This is a genomic window from Pseudomonas sp. G5(2012) (genome assembly GCF_000408945.1).
Taxonomy (GTDB): Bacteria; Pseudomonadota; Gammaproteobacteria; order Pseudomonadales; family Pseudomonadaceae; genus Aquipseudomonas; species Aquipseudomonas umsongensis.
In genome coordinates this window covers 1-14,138 of sequence record NZ_APIO01000171.1, presented here as the reverse complement: position 1 = coordinate 14,138, position 14,138 = coordinate 1, and the positions used below count along the sequence as shown (strand labels likewise).

At 60.3% G+C, this 14,138-nt stretch carries 13 protein-coding genes; 7 read left to right on the top strand and 6 right to left on the bottom strand.

The window, feature by feature from the left end; all coding sequences use genetic code 11:
- Nucleotides 1-51 precede the first annotated feature (51 nt).
- A complete protein-coding gene (locus tag PG5_RS31585) occupies nt 52-1,458 on the bottom strand; it encodes a cytosine permease (protein ID WP_033044482.1) in 1,407 nt (468 codons plus the stop codon).
- 323 nt (nt 1,459-1,781) lie between these two features.
- Between PG5_RS31585 and PG5_RS31580 the strand changes: the two genes are divergently transcribed.
- The 6 genes from PG5_RS31580 to folD all read left to right on the top strand — a co-directional run bounded on the left by PG5_RS31580 (nt 1,782) and on the right by folD (nt 7,044).
- The gene (locus PG5_RS31580) at nt 1,782-2,267 is read left to right on the top strand and encodes a flavin reductase family protein (protein ID WP_020801143.1); all 486 of its coding nucleotides are present in this window, start codon (nt 1,782-1,784) and stop codon (nt 2,265-2,267) included.
- A gap of 180 nt (nt 2,268-2,447) precedes the next feature.
- Nucleotides 2,448-3,491 (top strand): LLM class flavin-dependent oxidoreductase, encoded by a 1,044-nt coding sequence (locus PG5_RS31575; protein ID WP_020801142.1) that lies wholly within the window; start codon nt 2,448-2,450, stop codon nt 3,489-3,491.
- Nucleotides 3,492-3,623: 132 nt separating this feature from the next.
- Entirely contained in the window at nt 3,624-3,779 is a 156-nt protein-coding gene (locus PG5_RS34545) for a hypothetical protein (RefSeq protein ID WP_020801141.1), read from the top strand.
- A 92-nt stretch (nt 3,780-3,871) separates the two neighbouring features.
- On the top strand, nt 3,872-4,549 hold the full coding sequence (locus PG5_RS31570; RefSeq protein WP_020801140.1) for an isochorismatase family cysteine hydrolase: 678 nt from the start codon (nt 3,872-3,874) through the stop codon (nt 4,547-4,549).
- Nucleotides 4,550-4,554: 5 nt separating this feature from the next.
- Nucleotides 4,555-5,916 carry a cytosine permease gene (locus tag PG5_RS31565; protein ID WP_020801139.1) on the top strand — a complete coding sequence of 454 codons (1,362 nt, stop codon included), beginning with the start codon at nt 4,555-4,557 and terminating at the stop codon, nt 5,914-5,916.
- Nucleotides 5,917-6,138: 222 nt separating this feature from the next.
- On the top strand, nt 6,139-7,044 hold the full coding sequence (gene folD, locus PG5_RS31560; RefSeq protein WP_020801138.1) for a bifunctional methylenetetrahydrofolate dehydrogenase/methenyltetrahydrofolate cyclohydrolase FolD: 906 nt from the start codon (nt 6,139-6,141) through the stop codon (nt 7,042-7,044).
- 117 nt (nt 7,045-7,161) lie between these two features.
- Here the strand turns inward: folD and PG5_RS31555 are convergent, their stop codons facing one another.
- The 5 genes from PG5_RS31555 to glnT form a co-directional block, all read right to left on the bottom strand.
- Entirely contained in the window at nt 7,162-8,487 is a 1,326-nt protein-coding gene (locus tag PG5_RS31555) for an ammonium transporter (RefSeq protein WP_020801137.1), read from the bottom strand.
- 126 nt (nt 8,488-8,613) lie between these two features.
- A complete protein-coding gene (locus PG5_RS31550; protein WP_020801136.1) occupies nt 8,614-9,936 on the bottom strand; it encodes an FMN-binding glutamate synthase family protein in 1,323 nt (440 codons plus the stop codon).
- Between the two features lie 20 nt (nt 9,937-9,956).
- On the bottom strand, nt 9,957-10,640 hold the full coding sequence (locus tag PG5_RS31545; protein ID WP_020801135.1) for a glutamate synthase: 684 nt from the start codon (nt 10,638-10,640) through the stop codon (nt 9,957-9,959).
- Between the two features lie 11 nt (nt 10,641-10,651).
- On the bottom strand, nt 10,652-11,557 hold the full coding sequence (locus tag PG5_RS31540; protein ID WP_020801134.1) for a glutamine amidotransferase family protein: 906 nt from the start codon (nt 11,555-11,557) through the stop codon (nt 10,652-10,654).
- 77 nt (nt 11,558-11,634) lie between these two features.
- Nucleotides 11,635-12,969: a type III glutamate--ammonia ligase gene (gene glnT / locus PG5_RS31535; protein ID WP_020801133.1), complete on the bottom strand. Its 1,335-nt coding sequence runs from the start codon at nt 12,967-12,969 to the stop codon at nt 11,635-11,637.
- 266 nt (nt 12,970-13,235) lie between these two features.
- Between glnT and PG5_RS31530 the strand changes: the two genes are divergently transcribed.
- Nucleotides 13,236-13,835 (top strand): helix-turn-helix domain-containing protein, encoded by a 600-nt coding sequence (locus PG5_RS31530; protein WP_020801132.1) that lies wholly within the window; start codon nt 13,236-13,238, stop codon nt 13,833-13,835.
- The last annotated feature ends 303 nt before the right edge of the window (nt 13,836-14,138 follow it).

Below are 14,138 nucleotides of genomic sequence, written 5' to 3'. Positions count from 1 at the left end.
CCGCAGGAATGGATATGTACACCTGTAAGACAAACACCAGCGATCAAAAAGTCAGTCGGTATAACTCAGTCCCGAGGCCCTACCCTGCTGAACCCGTCCACGCGTAGCCAGGCAGTAATAGAGCGGACACGTCACCACCAACCCCACCAGCCAGGACAAATCCGCACCCTCGACCAGATTGGCATAAGGCCCCACATACAACGACGTGTTGGCAAACGGCAACTGCACAATGATCCCGATGAAATACGCCACGATCGCATGCAGATTGAAGCGCCCATACATCCCGCCATCCGCACGGAAAATCGAGGCAATGTCATACCGCCCACGCTTGATCACATAGAAGTCGATCAGGTTGATCGAAGCCCATGGCACCAGCACCAACAGCAATGCCAGGATCAGCCCGATGAACTGCGAGATGAAATCCGCCGAAGCGCCCAATGCCACCACACAGCAACCCGCCAGCACCCCGCTCGACAACATCACGCGCACCTTGATGCTCGGCGTCCACTGACTGGCGAACGTCTGGATCGAGGTGATGATCGACAGCACCGCGCCATACAGATTCAAGGCGTTGTGGCTGATGATATTGAGCAGGAACAGCACCATCAGGATCGGTCCCAGCCAGCCGGTGGATTGCTTCACCGCGGCCATCGCTTCAGTACCTTCCGGCGTCGCCAACACAGCCACCGCACCGAAGGTGAAGGACAGGATCGTGCCCAGAGTTGCCCCCAGGTAGGTGGCCCAGAACGGCTTGGCAATCCCGATATCCGCCGGCAGGTAACGCGAATAGTCCGACACGTAAGGCGAAAAGCTTATCTGCCAGATGATCCCCAGGGACACGGTGGCCAGCCAGCCGGACAGGTTAAAACCACCCCGGGTGAAAAAGTCCGCCGGCAGGTCATGGGCGAAGATGTAGAGGAACCCGGCGAGCAAGGCGCTGCCCATGACCCAGGTGCCGATGCGGTTGAGCGAATGGATGAAGCGGTAACCGATCACGCCGATCGCCGTGGCGCTGAGCGCTCCGATCAGGATGCTCGCCGGCACCGGTACCGAGGGCGCGATGCCGACAATCGACTTGCCCGCCAGGACGATGTTGGAGATGAAGAAGCCGACGTAGATCAGTGCGGCGAAGAACACGATCAGCAACGCGCCATAGCGGCCGAACTGGCCACGGCTCTGGACCATTTGTGGAATGCCCATGCGCGGCCCTTGCGCCGAGGCCAAGGCAATCACCAGCCCGCCCACCATGTGCCCGAGGGCAATCGCCAGCAGCCCCCAAAACAGGTCGAGATGGAACACCTGGACCACCATGGCACCGGTAACGATGGGCAGCGGCGCGATGTTGGTGCTGAACCACAGGGTGAAGAGATCGCGGGCCTTCCCATGGCGCTCTGCGAGTGGAACGTAATCGACCGTGTGATTTTCAATCAACGGGTCTTGCCGGGACATCTGGGACATATGCATGAACTCGAGTTTGTCTGTTCTTATCTTTGTATGAAGCCAAACCGGGGGGACTCTCTGGCCGCCCCTCAGATGCGCACCATATTATGGTATTCCAACATTTGCACAAGACTGATTCGGTCTTTAAGCGCCCATCTGATCCGGCATCCTCCGGCCAATCTGCACCTATTGCCTAGCTGAAAGCCCCGCAAACACTGACTTAAAGACCAAAGGCATACGTTTATCGGACGACCAAAAAAGCCCTTGCAAACGTTGTATTACGGTATACCATCAGACCTACAAACTCATAAAAACCACGTTCCACTCCCGAGGACAGTCCAATGATCGATGCCGCCATCTACAAACAAGTCATGGGCTCGTTCCCGTCCGGCGTCTGCGTGATCACCACACTCGATGACGATGGGCAGGTCGTCGGCCTGACCGCCAGCGCCTTCAGCTCGCTGTCGATGGACCCGGCCCTGGTGCTGTTCTGCCCTAACTACAGCTCGGACTCCTACCCGGTCCTGATCAGGAACAAACGTTTCGCCATTCATGTGCTGTCCGGCGGCCAGCAGAGCGAAGCCTATGCCTTCGCACGCAAGGGCAAGGACAAGGCGCAAGGCATCGATTGGACGTTGAGCGAACTCGGCAACCCGATCCTGGCCAACGCCACGGCGGTTATCGAATGCGAACTGTGGCGCGAGTATGAAGGGGGCGACCACGCGATCATGGTCGGCGCAGTGAAGAACCTGATCGTGCCCCAACACAATGCCGGGCCACTGGTGTATTGCCACGGCAAGATGGGTGCCTTGCCCGTTCTGGCCTGACACAGCAAAAGATCGCAGCCTTCGGCAGCTCCTACAGGGAGTATGTGAGCTTTTGTAGGAGCTGCCGAAGGCTGCGATCTTTTGATCTGATAGATTTTGCAGTATAACCGTATTATGGTATACCAATAATCAACAGCCCCGCAGTCGACGGGTCGACCACAAGAGATTCGAGGTAGCGTCATGAAATTTTCCCTGTTCGTACACATGGAACGTTGGGACGAAAGCGTCAGCCACCGCCAGTTGTTCGAAGACCTGACCGAACTGACGCTGATGGCCGAAGCCGGTGGTTTCAGCACCGTATGGATCGGTGAACACCACGCCATGGAATACACCATTTCGCCAAGCCCGATGCCACTGCTGGCGTACCTGGCTGGCAAAACCACCACCATTCATCTTGGCGCCGGCACCATCATCGCGCCGTTCTGGCACCCCATCCGGGTCGCCGGCGAATGCGCACTGCTCGATGTCATCAGCAACGGTCGCATGGAAGTGGGCCTGGCCCGTGGTGCTTACCAGGTTGAATTCGACCGTATGGCCGGCGGCATGCCAGCTTCCTCTGGTGGCCAGGCATTGCGCGAAATGGTCCCGGTGGTTCGAGCCCTGTGGCAAGGCGACTACGCCCATGACGGCGACATCTGGAAGTTCCCGACTTCCACCAGCGTGCCCAAGCCGATCCAGAAACCGAACCCGCCGATGTGGATCGCCGCCCGTGACCCGGACTCGCACAACTTCGCCGTCGCCAACGGCTGCAACGTGATGGTCACGCCGCTGATGAAAGGCGACGAAGAAGTCCTGGACCTGAAGAACAAATTCCAGACCGCCCTGGACAACAACCCGGACGTGCCGCGCCCACAATTGATGGTGCTGCGCCATACCCACGTGCATTCGGTCGACAATCCCGAAGGCTGGAAGGTCGGGGCCAAGGCGATCGCCAAGTTCTACCGCACATTCGATGCCTGGTTCGGCAACAAGGAAACCCCGGTCAACGGCTTCCTGGCACCGAGTCCGGAAGAGAAATTCGCCGGCCGTCCAGAGTTCGAACTGGAGAGCTTGCACAAGACCGCGATGATCGGCACCCCGGAAGAAATCATCCCGCGCATCAAGTACTACCAGGAGCTGGGCGTCGACGAGTTCAGCTTCTGGTGCGACAACAGCCTGCCGCATGCCGAGAAGAAGAAATCCCTGGAACTGTTTATCAAGCACGTAGTGCCAGCGTTCCGCTGAGCCCACCCCCTGTGGGAGCGAGCCTGCTCGCGAAGCGATCTGACAGTCGACATTGATGTTGGATGTGAAACCCTCTTCGCGAGCAGGCTCGCTCCCACAAGGATTGTTGAATGATGTCCAGGTTCGATTTCCATGCTCAATAATGGTCATCTCCGGTCACTCCCCCTTCCCTCCGGCGCCGCGCAGGCTTACCTGCGCGGCGAATGGACCGCTTCGCATATCCATTTGAAGCGCCTGCCCGCCAGTGTTTCCGCCAAGCAGAACGGCTTCTGGCAACCCGTTTACTGAGCCTGCCCAAATAGAAAGTCACGCACGCCATACCGCTTCATTGCGCGGTATGCACCGTGCATTGTGCTTCGGCTCATGATCAGGTTTGCCCCATGAACAATAACAACGCTCTGTTGATCATCGACATGCAACAGGAGGACGGTTTCGTCCTCGAACACTTCGACAAGGTGGTGGCCAATACGGCCTATCTTCTCGATACCGCCCGCCAGCAGCGGGTCCCGATCCTCTACACCCGCCACATCAATCAAGCCGATGGCAACGACTTGCCACGCGGCGAACCCCGTGCGTGCGATGGCGGTCCGAGCGGCTACCGCGCCGGCACCCGCCAGGTAGAGATCATCGAGCGCCTGGCCCCGCGGCCTGATGAAGCCATTATCGACAAAGGCCGCTACAGCGCCTTCCACCGTACCGACCTGGATGCCCGGCTCAAGGCGCTGGACGTCGACACCCTGATCATCAGCGGCGTGCTCACCGATGTCTGCGTGCTGACCACGGTGTTCGATGCGTTCGCCCTGGGTTATCACACTCGCCTGGTCAGCGACGCCTGCACCACGACCACCTTGGCCGGGCACTACTCGGCCCTGTTGATCATGGTCAACTGGGTCTACTCCCTGGAAATCCTCACCAGCAGTGAATGCCGGCGCGCCCTGCAAAACCTCGACTACTTGAGCCTCAATCCCGAGCACCCGGACCTGTTCGCCCACCAGCCCCATGAGCTGCCAGGCACCATCGCCCGGCTGCAAAACCACCTCGTGCGGACTCAGGAGTAATCGCCATGCAAGTCGAAAAAAGAAGCATCGATTTCATTCCCGAAGCCGAACGCCATGGCCGGCCAGGGTCGCTGTTCTTCATCTGGTTCGGCGCCAACATGAACATCACCACCATCGCCTCCGGGGTACTGCCGGTAGTGATGGGGCTCAACCTGTTCTGGAGCGCCCTGGCAATCGTCGTCGGCTCGCTGCTGGGGGCGATTTTCATGGCCTCCCATTCCGCCCAGGGGCCAAAGCTGGGCATCCCGCAGATGATCCAGAGCCGTGCGCAGTTCGGCGTACTCGGGGCGGTGTTGCCGCTGCTGTTCGTGATGCTGATCTACCTGGGGTTCTTCGTCAGCAACACCCTGCTTGCGGCACAGGCGCTTGAGTCGGCCAGCCCGTTGCCGGCAAGCGGCAACATCTACCTGATCGGCGCCTTGTGTTTCGTGGTTGCGCTGTATGGCTATCGATTGATTCACCGTTTGCAGAAGCTGCTGTCGATCCTCTCGCTGCTAGTGTTCGCCGCCGCCACGTTGCTCGCCTTGCAACTGACGATCCCGGCCGAACAATGGCTGCCGACGGGCTTCTCGCTGTCGAAGTTCCTGGTGGCGGTGAGCATTGCCGTGACCTGGCAGCTGTCCTACGCGCCTTACGTCGCCGACTATTCTCGCTACCTGCCAAGCCGCGCGAGCGCCGCACAGGTGTTCTGGTACAGCTACGCCGGCACGGTCAGCGGCGGTGCCTGGATGATGATTCTCGGGGCGATCCTGAGCGTCGGGATCGGCGACTTCTCCAGTAATGTCGGAGGCCATGTTGCCGGGCTGTTTGGCAGCGGCGCGATCCTGCTATTCGCCTTCATCGTCTATGGCCAGGTGTCGATCAACGTGTTCAACCTGTACGGGGCGTTCATGTCGACCATCACGGTGATCGAACCCTTCGCGCGCTTGAAGGTGACGCCACGGATACGCGGCCTGTTCATGCTGGTGATCAGCGTCATAGCGACCGGACTGTGCACCATCAGTCAGGACGACTTCATCACCTTCTTCCTCAACTTCATTTTCTTCATGAGCTACTTCCTGATTCCTTGGACGGCGATCAATCTGGTGGACTTCTATTGCCTGCGCAAGGGTGAGTACCGGATCGATGACATCTTCGACCTCAACGGGATTTATGGACGGGTCAACTGGATCGCCTGCGGCAGTTTCGTCCTGGCGATTGCCTTGGAGATTCCGTTCATGAATACCACCCTTTACGTCGGTCCGGTCGCCACAGCCCTCGACGGTGTCGACCTGGCCTGGCTGGTGGGCTTGCTGGTGCCGGCCTTGAGTTATTACTGGCTGATGAAACTCGGCAAGCGGGCCGAGCGAATCGGCGAACTGTCCTGACCCATCCCTGAAGACCACGACGCCGGATGCCATGCCCTGCGTCGTGCCCTGGCCCCGGACATTGGTCAGCACACTGAATCCTGCGGTGTACGGGTGGTGCATGGCTGCCATCAACTGGTAGCCTGAGCATCCTTGCCTGCACGTCCCTGATCAATCATCGGGGCGCGACGACACCTTGATGATCGCTATACCTTCACTCAATCCAGACAACGGTGACCTACCTTGACCAGCACCAACCCCGCACTGGCCCGCGATATCGACGGCAAAGCAATCTCTGCCAAGGTTCTCGACGAGGTTCGAGAAGAGGTTCAGGTCCTGGCCCGCCAACAGATCTACCCCGCCCTGGCCGTATTGCTTGTCGGTGAAGACCCGGCCAGCGAGGTGTATGTGCGCAACAAACTGCTGCGGGCCAAGGAAGTCGGCATCCGTTCACTGGAGTACCGCCTGCCGGAAATCGCCAGCCAGAACGACGTGCTGCAACTGATCGCGCAGTTGAACGCCGACGTCACGGTGAACGGCATCCTGGTGCAATTACCCCTGCCGGCCCACATCGATGAAGCGGCGGTGATTCATGCCATTGACCCGATCAAGGACGTGGATGGTTTTCATCGGGAAAACGTCGGTGGACTGGTTCAAGGGATCGAAGTATTGACACCCTGCACACCCAGCGGTTGCATGCGGCTGCTGCAGGAAACCTGCGGTGACTTGAGTGGCCTGCACGCAGTCGTCATCGGCCGTTCGAACATTGTCGGCAAACCCATGGCGACGCTGTTGTTGCAGGCCGATTGCTCGGTCAGCGTGGTGCACTCGCGCAGCGTCGATGCGCCGACATTGTGCCGGATGGCGGACATCGTGGTGGTCGCGGTGGGTCGCCCACAGATGATTGACGCCAGCTGGCTCAAGCCCGGGGCGGTGGTGATTGATGTGGGGATTAATCGCATCACCACCGCATCGGGCACTCGACTGGTCGGCGATGTCGATTACGCCAGTGCGCGCACTGTCGCCAGCGCAATCACGCCGGTGCCGGGTGGTGTCGGGCCGATGACCATTGCTTATCTGCTGAAAAACACCCTGGTTGCCAGCCAGTTGCAGCGTGGGGTCCGTACTCGCCACTCGATGCCACTGTAGGAGCGAGCCTGCTCGCGATGGTCTCAAGGGCGCCGCGTGTACCCAGACAACACGCGTTATCGTTAACGACCATCGCGAGCAGGCTCGCTCCTACAGGAAGAGGTAGATCACTGTCGATCAGTGGTTGTAGGCCCGCTCATTGTGCTCGCCCAGATCCAGGCCCAACTCCTCCACCGACTCATCGGCTCGCAGGCCGACCACGACATTCACCACTTTAAGAATGATCCAGCTGATGACGAAGCAATACACCGTCGTCAGCGCTACACCCTTGATCTGCGCCAGCACCTGCCCGCCCATGCTCACGCCTTCCACCAGCCCGCCCAGGGACGGCACGCAAAACACACCGGTCAACACTGCGCCGATCATCCCGCCGATGCCGTGAAGGCCGAACACGTCGAGGCTGTCGTCATAACCGAAGCGGCGCTTGAGCACGGTGACGCTCAAGTAGCAAAACACCCCGCATAACAAACCGATGGCCAGGGCGCCGCCCACGCCCACATAGGCACACGCCGGCGTAATCCCCACCAGGCCGGCCAGGGCACCACTGGCCAGGCCCAGTGCACTCGGCTTGCCGACCTTGAACCACTCGGTGAACATCCAGCCAAGAATCCCGGCGCACGCTCCCAGCTGGGTATTGAGCATGACGATGCCGGACGTACCACTGAGGCCGCCACCGGAACCGATGTTAAAGCCAAACCAGCCGACCCAGAGCATCGCTGCACCGGCCATGGTCAGGCTCAGGTTGTGCGCAGGCATCGGGGTATTTTCATAGCCCTTGCGCTTGCCCAGGATCAGGCAGGCGGCCAGCGCGGCGACACCGGCATTGATGTGCACCGCGGTGCCACCGGCAAAATCGAGGACTCCCCAGTTATGCATCAAGGCCCCCGCACCACCCCAGACCATGTGCGCCACCGGGGCGTACACCAGGGTGAACCACAGCGCCATGAACAACAGCGCCGCGGAGAATTTCATGCGTTCGGCGAAGGCACCGGCAATCAGCGCCGGGGTGATGATGGCAAAGGTCATCTGGAAGGTCACGAACACCCCTTCCGGAATCTCCCCGACCAGGCTTTGCGGAGTCATTCCGGAAAGGAAGGCACGGCTCATGCCGCCGACAAAACTGTTGAAGGACACCTCGCCCTCGACCATGCCCGTGGTGTCGACCACCATGCTGTAGCCATAAATCACCCACAACACGCCCACCAGCCCTGCGATGCCGAAACACTGGGTGAACAACGACAACATGTTTTTCGCCCGCACCAGGCCGCCATAGAACAGGGCGAGACCGGGCAAGCACATGAACAGCACCAATACCGCCGCCATCACCATCCAGGCCGTGCTGCCGGTGTTCAACGTGGGCGCATCGGCAGCTTGCGCCAAGGGCACCAGCGCACCACTCGCCAATAAGCCAACAAGGGATTTGCCGAGAAGACGATTGACCATGTTCAAAGCTCCTGCAATGGAAATGGGAAGTGTCGGCAGCGAGCAAGTGTTGGCGCGTGAGCCTCTTGGCGGGCCCCCTAATCTGATCGTTCCCACGCTCCTGCGTGGGAACGATCCAAATCAACCTCAGAAACCGGAACCCGGGATCCAGCTTGTCCCCGCCAGCGGCACCCGCGCCATGGCCGCCGATTCCACCGTCAATGCCACCAGGTCCTCCGGGTCCAGGTTATGCAGGTGCGACTTGCCGCATGCGCGGGCCATGGTCTGGGCTTCCAGCACCAGCACTCGCAGGTAATTGGCCAGGCGGCGACCGCCTTCCACCGGGTCCAGGCGCTTGGACAGCTCCGGGTCCTGGGTGGTAATCCCTGCCGGGTCACGGCCATTCTGCCAGTCGTCATAAAAGCCTGCGGCTGAACCAATCTTGTGCAGCTCTTCATCCAGGCGCGGATGGTTGTCGCCCAGCGCAATCAGGGCCGCCGTGCCAATGGCCACCGCGTCCGCGCCCAGCGCCATGGCCTTGGCCACGTCGGCACCGTTGCGAATCCCTCCCGAAACGATCAGTTGGACCTTGCGATGCATGCCCATCTCTTGCAAAGCCTGTACCGCTTGCGGGATGGCCGGCAAAATCGGAATCCCCACGTGCTCGATGAACACTTCCTGGGTCGCCGCCGTGCCGCCCTGCATGCCGTCGAGCACAATCACGTCGGCCCCGGCCTTCACCGCCAGCTTGACGTCGTAGTACGGGCGACTGGCGCCGATCTTGACGTAGATCGGCTTCTCCCAATCGGTGATTTCGCGGATCTCGGCGATCTTGATCGCCAGGTCATCCGGGCCGGTCCAGTCCGGATGACGGCAGGCGCTGCGCTGGTCGACACCGATCGGCAAGGTGCGCATGCCGGCCACGCGCTCGGTGACTTTCATGCCCAGCAACATGCCGCCGCCACCGGGTTTGGCGCCCTGCCCCAGGACGATTTCGATGGCGTCCGCCTTGCGCAGGTCATCCGGGTTCATGCCGTAGCGCGATGGCAGGTACTGATAGACCAGATGCTGCGACTGCCCGCGCTCCTCCGGGGTCATGCCACCATCACCGGTAGTGGTGCTGGTACCAGCGATGGTCGCACCACGGCCCAGGGCTTCCTTGGCATTGGCCGACAGCGCACCGAAGCTCATGCCGGCGATGGTCACCGGGATCTTCAGGTGGATCGGTTTCTTGGCGAAGCGGTTGCCGAGGATCACATCGGTGCCGCACTTTTCCCGATAGCCTTCCAGCGGGTAGCGCGACACGCTGGCGCCGAGCAGGAGCAAGTCATCGAAGTGCGGGACCTTGCGCTTGGTACCACCGCCGCGAATGTCATAGATGCCGGTCTCGGCGGCGCGCTGGATTTCCTGGATGGTCAGGCGGTCGAAAGTCGCGGACTCGCGCAACACTGGAGGGGTTTTCTCATTCATATCTGTTCTCCTCGCGTGGATCAGTACGCGGACGCGTTATCGACTTTGAAGTTGTACAACTGACGGGCCGAGCCATAGCGCTTGAAGTCGGCTGCCTTGTGCTCGAAACCGGCGCGCTTGAGCAGCACTTGCAGTTCTTCCAGGTGTTCGGCACGCATCTCTTTCTCGATGCAGTCCGACCCCAGCGACGCGACCTTGCCCTTCACGTAAATGTGCGTTTCATACAGCGAATCGCCCAGCGCATCACCGGCATCGCCGCAGACGACCAAACGCCCGGCCTGTCCCATGAAACAGCTCATGTGGCCAATGCTGCCGCCGACCACGATGTCGATGCCTTTCATGGAAATCCCGCAGCGGGCCCCGGCATCGCCTTCGATCACCAGCAACCCGCCATGGGCGGTGGCGCCGGCGGCCTGCGACGCGCTGCCCTTGATCCGCACCACGCCTGACATCATGTTTTCCGCGACACCCACACCGGCGTTGCCGTGCACGGTGATGCTCGCTTGCTGGTTCATGCCCGCGCAGTAATAACCGGCGTGTCCCTGGATATCGATGGACACGGCCTGGTTCACCCCGACGGCGAGGTTGTGCTTACCGTTGGCATGGGTCACCACCCACTCAAGGTCTTCTACGTTGTGCACTTGGTCATGCAACGCCTGATTGAGGTCGCGCACGCTGGCAATGGAAAGATCGATGGTTTTCATGTGTGCGCTCCTTAAGCTGACTCGCGTTCCCAGATGTACAAGGTGGCCGGTGCCGGCTCCCAGATCCTGGCGTTCTCAATGCCCGGAAGGCTCGACAACGCCTGGTATTCCGAGGCCATGGCGACGTAGTCGTCGGTCTCGGCGAGGATCGCCGGCTTGCAGGCAATCGGGTCGCGGATCACCGCAAAGCCGTTGCGAGTACCAATGGCGAAGGTGAAGAAACCGTCGAGGTCCTCCAGTGCATGGTCCAGTGCCTCTTTCAACGAATCGCCCTGCTGCAGGCGCCAGGTCAGATAACCGGCGGCCACTTCGGTGTCGTTGTCGGTTTCGAACTGGATGCCTTCACGCTTGAGTTCCTGGCGCAGGCGGAAGTGGTTGGACAGCGAGCCGTTGTGCACCAGGCACAGGTCGGCACCGGTGGAAAACGGGTGGCTGCCTTCCAGGGTCACCGCGCTTTCGGTGGCCATGCGGGTGTGGCCGATGATGTGGCTACCCTGCATGCCGGCCAGGCCAAAGCGCTGGGAAATCTCTTGGGGCAAGCCCATGCCCTTGAGGATCTCGATGCTCTGCCCGGCGCTCATGATGCGCACGCCCGGCGCCAGTTCGGCGAGGGCCAGACGCACCGGAGTTTCTTCTGCGTGGATTTTCAATACCGCGGCGCTGGCGTTCTGGAACCAGTCCAGCGAGCAGCCGAGACGACCTTCCAGATCGCCCATCAGGGCCGGCCAATCGAAGCTTTCGTGGGTTGCCTGCAGGGTCAGCTTGACCCAGCCAGCCGCCACTTCATCGCCATAAATGGCGAAGCCGGCGCTGTCCGGGCCACGGTCGGTCATAGCCTGCAACATCGGCTCGAACAGTTGGCCCAGCCGGGATTCCAGCTGCGGGTTTTTCAGGTAAAGACCTACGATTCCACACATGACAACAGTCCTCACTACGTTCGGCAGCCGCAAGTTTCAAGCTGCGAGATGGTTCGTTTTTGCGCGTCTGCTAGCGCTTAGAAAAATTCGGTGTAGCGCGCGACTTCCCAGTCACTCACATGGCGGCTGTACTCCACCCACTCCATGCGCTTGAGCTTGATGAACTCGCCCACGATCTGCGGGCCCAGCACTTCGGCGAACAACGGGTCGGCCTCCAGCGCATCGCAGGCTTCCTTGAGCGATTGCGGCAAGGTCTTGATGCCGCGCGCGGCGATCTGCGCAAGGCTCAGGCTGTAGAGGTTTTCGTTGCAGACGTGGTCGATTTCCAATTGGCGGTCGATGCCGTCCAGGCCCGCCGCGATGATCGCGGCGCTGACCAGATAGGGGTTGCAGCCGGCATCCGGCAAGCGAAATTCCAGGCGGCCGTAAGGCACCCGGACCATTGCCGAACGGTTATTGGCGCCGAAGGCAATAAACGCCGGCGCCCAGGTAGCGCCGGACAACGAATTGCCCACCACCAGACGCTTGTAGGAGTTGACCGTGGGCGCGGCGAAGGCACACAGCGCCGGGCCATGGGCAAGTAGACCGGCAGCGAAGTGATAGGCCATTTTCGACAGGCCCATGCCGCTCGGGTCGCTGGCGTCGTGGAACAGATTCCTGTTCTCGGCGCTGCTGATCGACAGGTGAAAGTGCATGCCGTTGCCGGCGCGCTTCGGGTCGGGCTTGGGCATGAATGAACAGATCATGCCCAGGTCATTGGCGATCTCGCCGGCGGCCATGCGAAAGAAGGTGAAGCGATCCGCCGAGGTCATGGCATCGCTGTAGGTGTAGTTGATCTCGAACTGGCCGTTGGCGTCTTCGTGATCGATTTGATAGACCTCGAAATCCACTGCCTGCAAGGCCTCGGTCAAGCGTTCAAGGAACACTCGGGAGCGCGACAGGCCCTTGTAGTCGTAGCAAGGCTTGTCCAGGTTGTCGCTCAGGTCGACCAGCTGCAACTTGCCCTGTTCGTCGCGGCGCATCAGGTTGAACTCCGGCTCCAGACCGGTGTTGAGGGTCCAGCCCTTGTCCTCCAGCCGCCGGATCTGCTGCTGCAATACATAACGGCTGTCATAGGGATGCGGTTTGCCATCGACATGCCCGACGCACACTACCCGGCCATACCCCGGCTGCCAGGGCACGGGCGTCAGTGTGGCCAGGTCGCCGCGGGCCATGAAGTCCGGACCGTGGGGCTCCATGCCCATGCCACTGATCGCGAACCCGGCAAAACCGGCGCCCTCTTCGGCCACCGTCTTGAGCCCACAGATCGGCACCGACTTGGTCTTGGCCGCACCATGGATATCGACAAACTGCGCAAGCACGTACTTGATGCCGTGCTTGTCGATGATGCGCTGGGTTTCTGCTGGCAACATTGCTCGTCACTCCTCGCGAAAGGCAAATCTCTAGTGGGTTGGCCCTGACTTTCCATTTATTCCTGAAAAGAAAGTTTGTTTCCCAATAGGAATGCAAGGCCCTTGCCAGATTCGCGACGGGTGCGTGATAAACCCTGTTGTGCTGTTTATATGGGAAAAATCTTTTCCCCATGGGAATATTGGCTGATGGATGTGTTGCGGACGACGCAACCTGCACTTTCTCAGTGCGAAACTAATATTACTGAACGGAAAGCGTGCAGACGACTATGCCAACCGAAACCGCCCCTCGCCTCAAGCTCGAGCAATACCTGGGCTTGCAGATCAAGCGCCAGCGCCAGGCCCAGGACCTGAAATTGTCCGATGTGGCGAAAATCGCCGATATCAGCCAGGGCATGCTGAGCAAGATCGAAAACGCCCAGGTCTCCACCAGCCTCGACACCCTCAGCCGCCTGTGTGACGTGCTGGGCTTGCCGCTATCGAAATTGTTCAGTGAGTACGACCAGCAGGACGGCAGCGCACTCTTGGTCAAGGCCGACCAGGGCATGGAGGTGGTGCGCCGGGGAACAGAGAAAGGCCACACCTACCATTTGCTTAACCACACTCGTGGGCCCAAGAAGAGTTTCGAGGCCTACATGGTGAGCATGGATGACGCCAGCGAAGAATTTCCAACCTTCTCCCACCCCGGCACCGAGTTTTTGCATTTGCTTGAAGGCGAGCTGATTTATCGCCACGGCAATCAGCTGTATCGCATGGAGGCTGGGGACAGCCTGACCTTCGAGGGCGAAATTCCCCATGGCCCTGAGGCGTTGGTGCAGGTACCGATCCGGATGTTGTCGATCATGAACTACGGCAGCGACAAAGAGTGATTTAAGCCACATCCAAAATCAAACCGGTCACCCGCCTCGCTTTGGCTGTTGCTGTTGCTGTTGCTGTTGCTGTTGCTGTTGCTGTTGCTTTGGCTCTAGATCCACCCGCCCTATATCGGGAGGCTGAGCGGAGGTGTTCATCCGGGGATTGGCGCGCAGCGCCGTTCGACGCAGTCGAACACGCTGCATGTAGGTGCAGCGAAGCCAACCGGAGGGCAGTGTCCCCGGATGGATACCGGAGCGAAGGAACGCCGAGCCTCAGCGAGGGGCCGGACGCCGGGCAAGAATGGAACAACCACATAG

Coding starts and splice junctions, on each gene's coding strand:
- PG5_RS31585 (WP_033044482.1), bottom strand. CDS start 1,458: ATGTCCCAGATGTCCCGGCAAGACCCGTTGATTGAAAATCACACGGTC.
- PG5_RS31580 (WP_020801143.1), top strand. CDS start 1,782: ATGATCGATGCCGCCATCTACAAACAAGTCATGGGCTCGTTCCCGTCC.
- PG5_RS31575 (WP_020801142.1), top strand. CDS start 2,448: ATGAAATTTTCCCTGTTCGTACACATGGAACGTTGGGACGAAAGCGTC.
- PG5_RS34545 (WP_020801141.1), top strand. CDS start 3,624: ATGCTCAATAATGGTCATCTCCGGTCACTCCCCCTTCCCTCCGGCGCC.
- PG5_RS31570 (WP_020801140.1), top strand. CDS start 3,872: ATGAACAATAACAACGCTCTGTTGATCATCGACATGCAACAGGAGGAC.
- PG5_RS31565 (WP_020801139.1), top strand. CDS start 4,555: ATGCAAGTCGAAAAAAGAAGCATCGATTTCATTCCCGAAGCCGAACGC.
- PG5_RS31555 (WP_020801137.1), bottom strand. CDS start 8,487: ATGGTCAATCGTCTTCTCGGCAAATCCCTTGTTGGCTTATTGGCGAGT.
- PG5_RS31550 (WP_020801136.1), bottom strand. CDS start 9,936: ATGAATGAGAAAACCCCTCCAGTGTTGCGCGAGTCCGCGACTTTCGAC.
- PG5_RS31545 (WP_020801135.1), bottom strand. CDS start 10,640: ATGAAAACCATCGATCTTTCCATTGCCAGCGTGCGCGACCTCAATCAG.
- PG5_RS31540 (WP_020801134.1), bottom strand. CDS start 11,557: ATGTGTGGAATCGTAGGTCTTTACCTGAAAAACCCGCAGCTGGAATCC.
- glnT (WP_020801133.1), bottom strand. CDS start 12,969: ATGTTGCCAGCAGAAACCCAGCGCATCATCGACAAGCACGGCATCAAG.
- PG5_RS31530 (WP_020801132.1), top strand. CDS start 13,236: ATGCCAACCGAAACCGCCCCTCGCCTCAAGCTCGAGCAATACCTGGGC.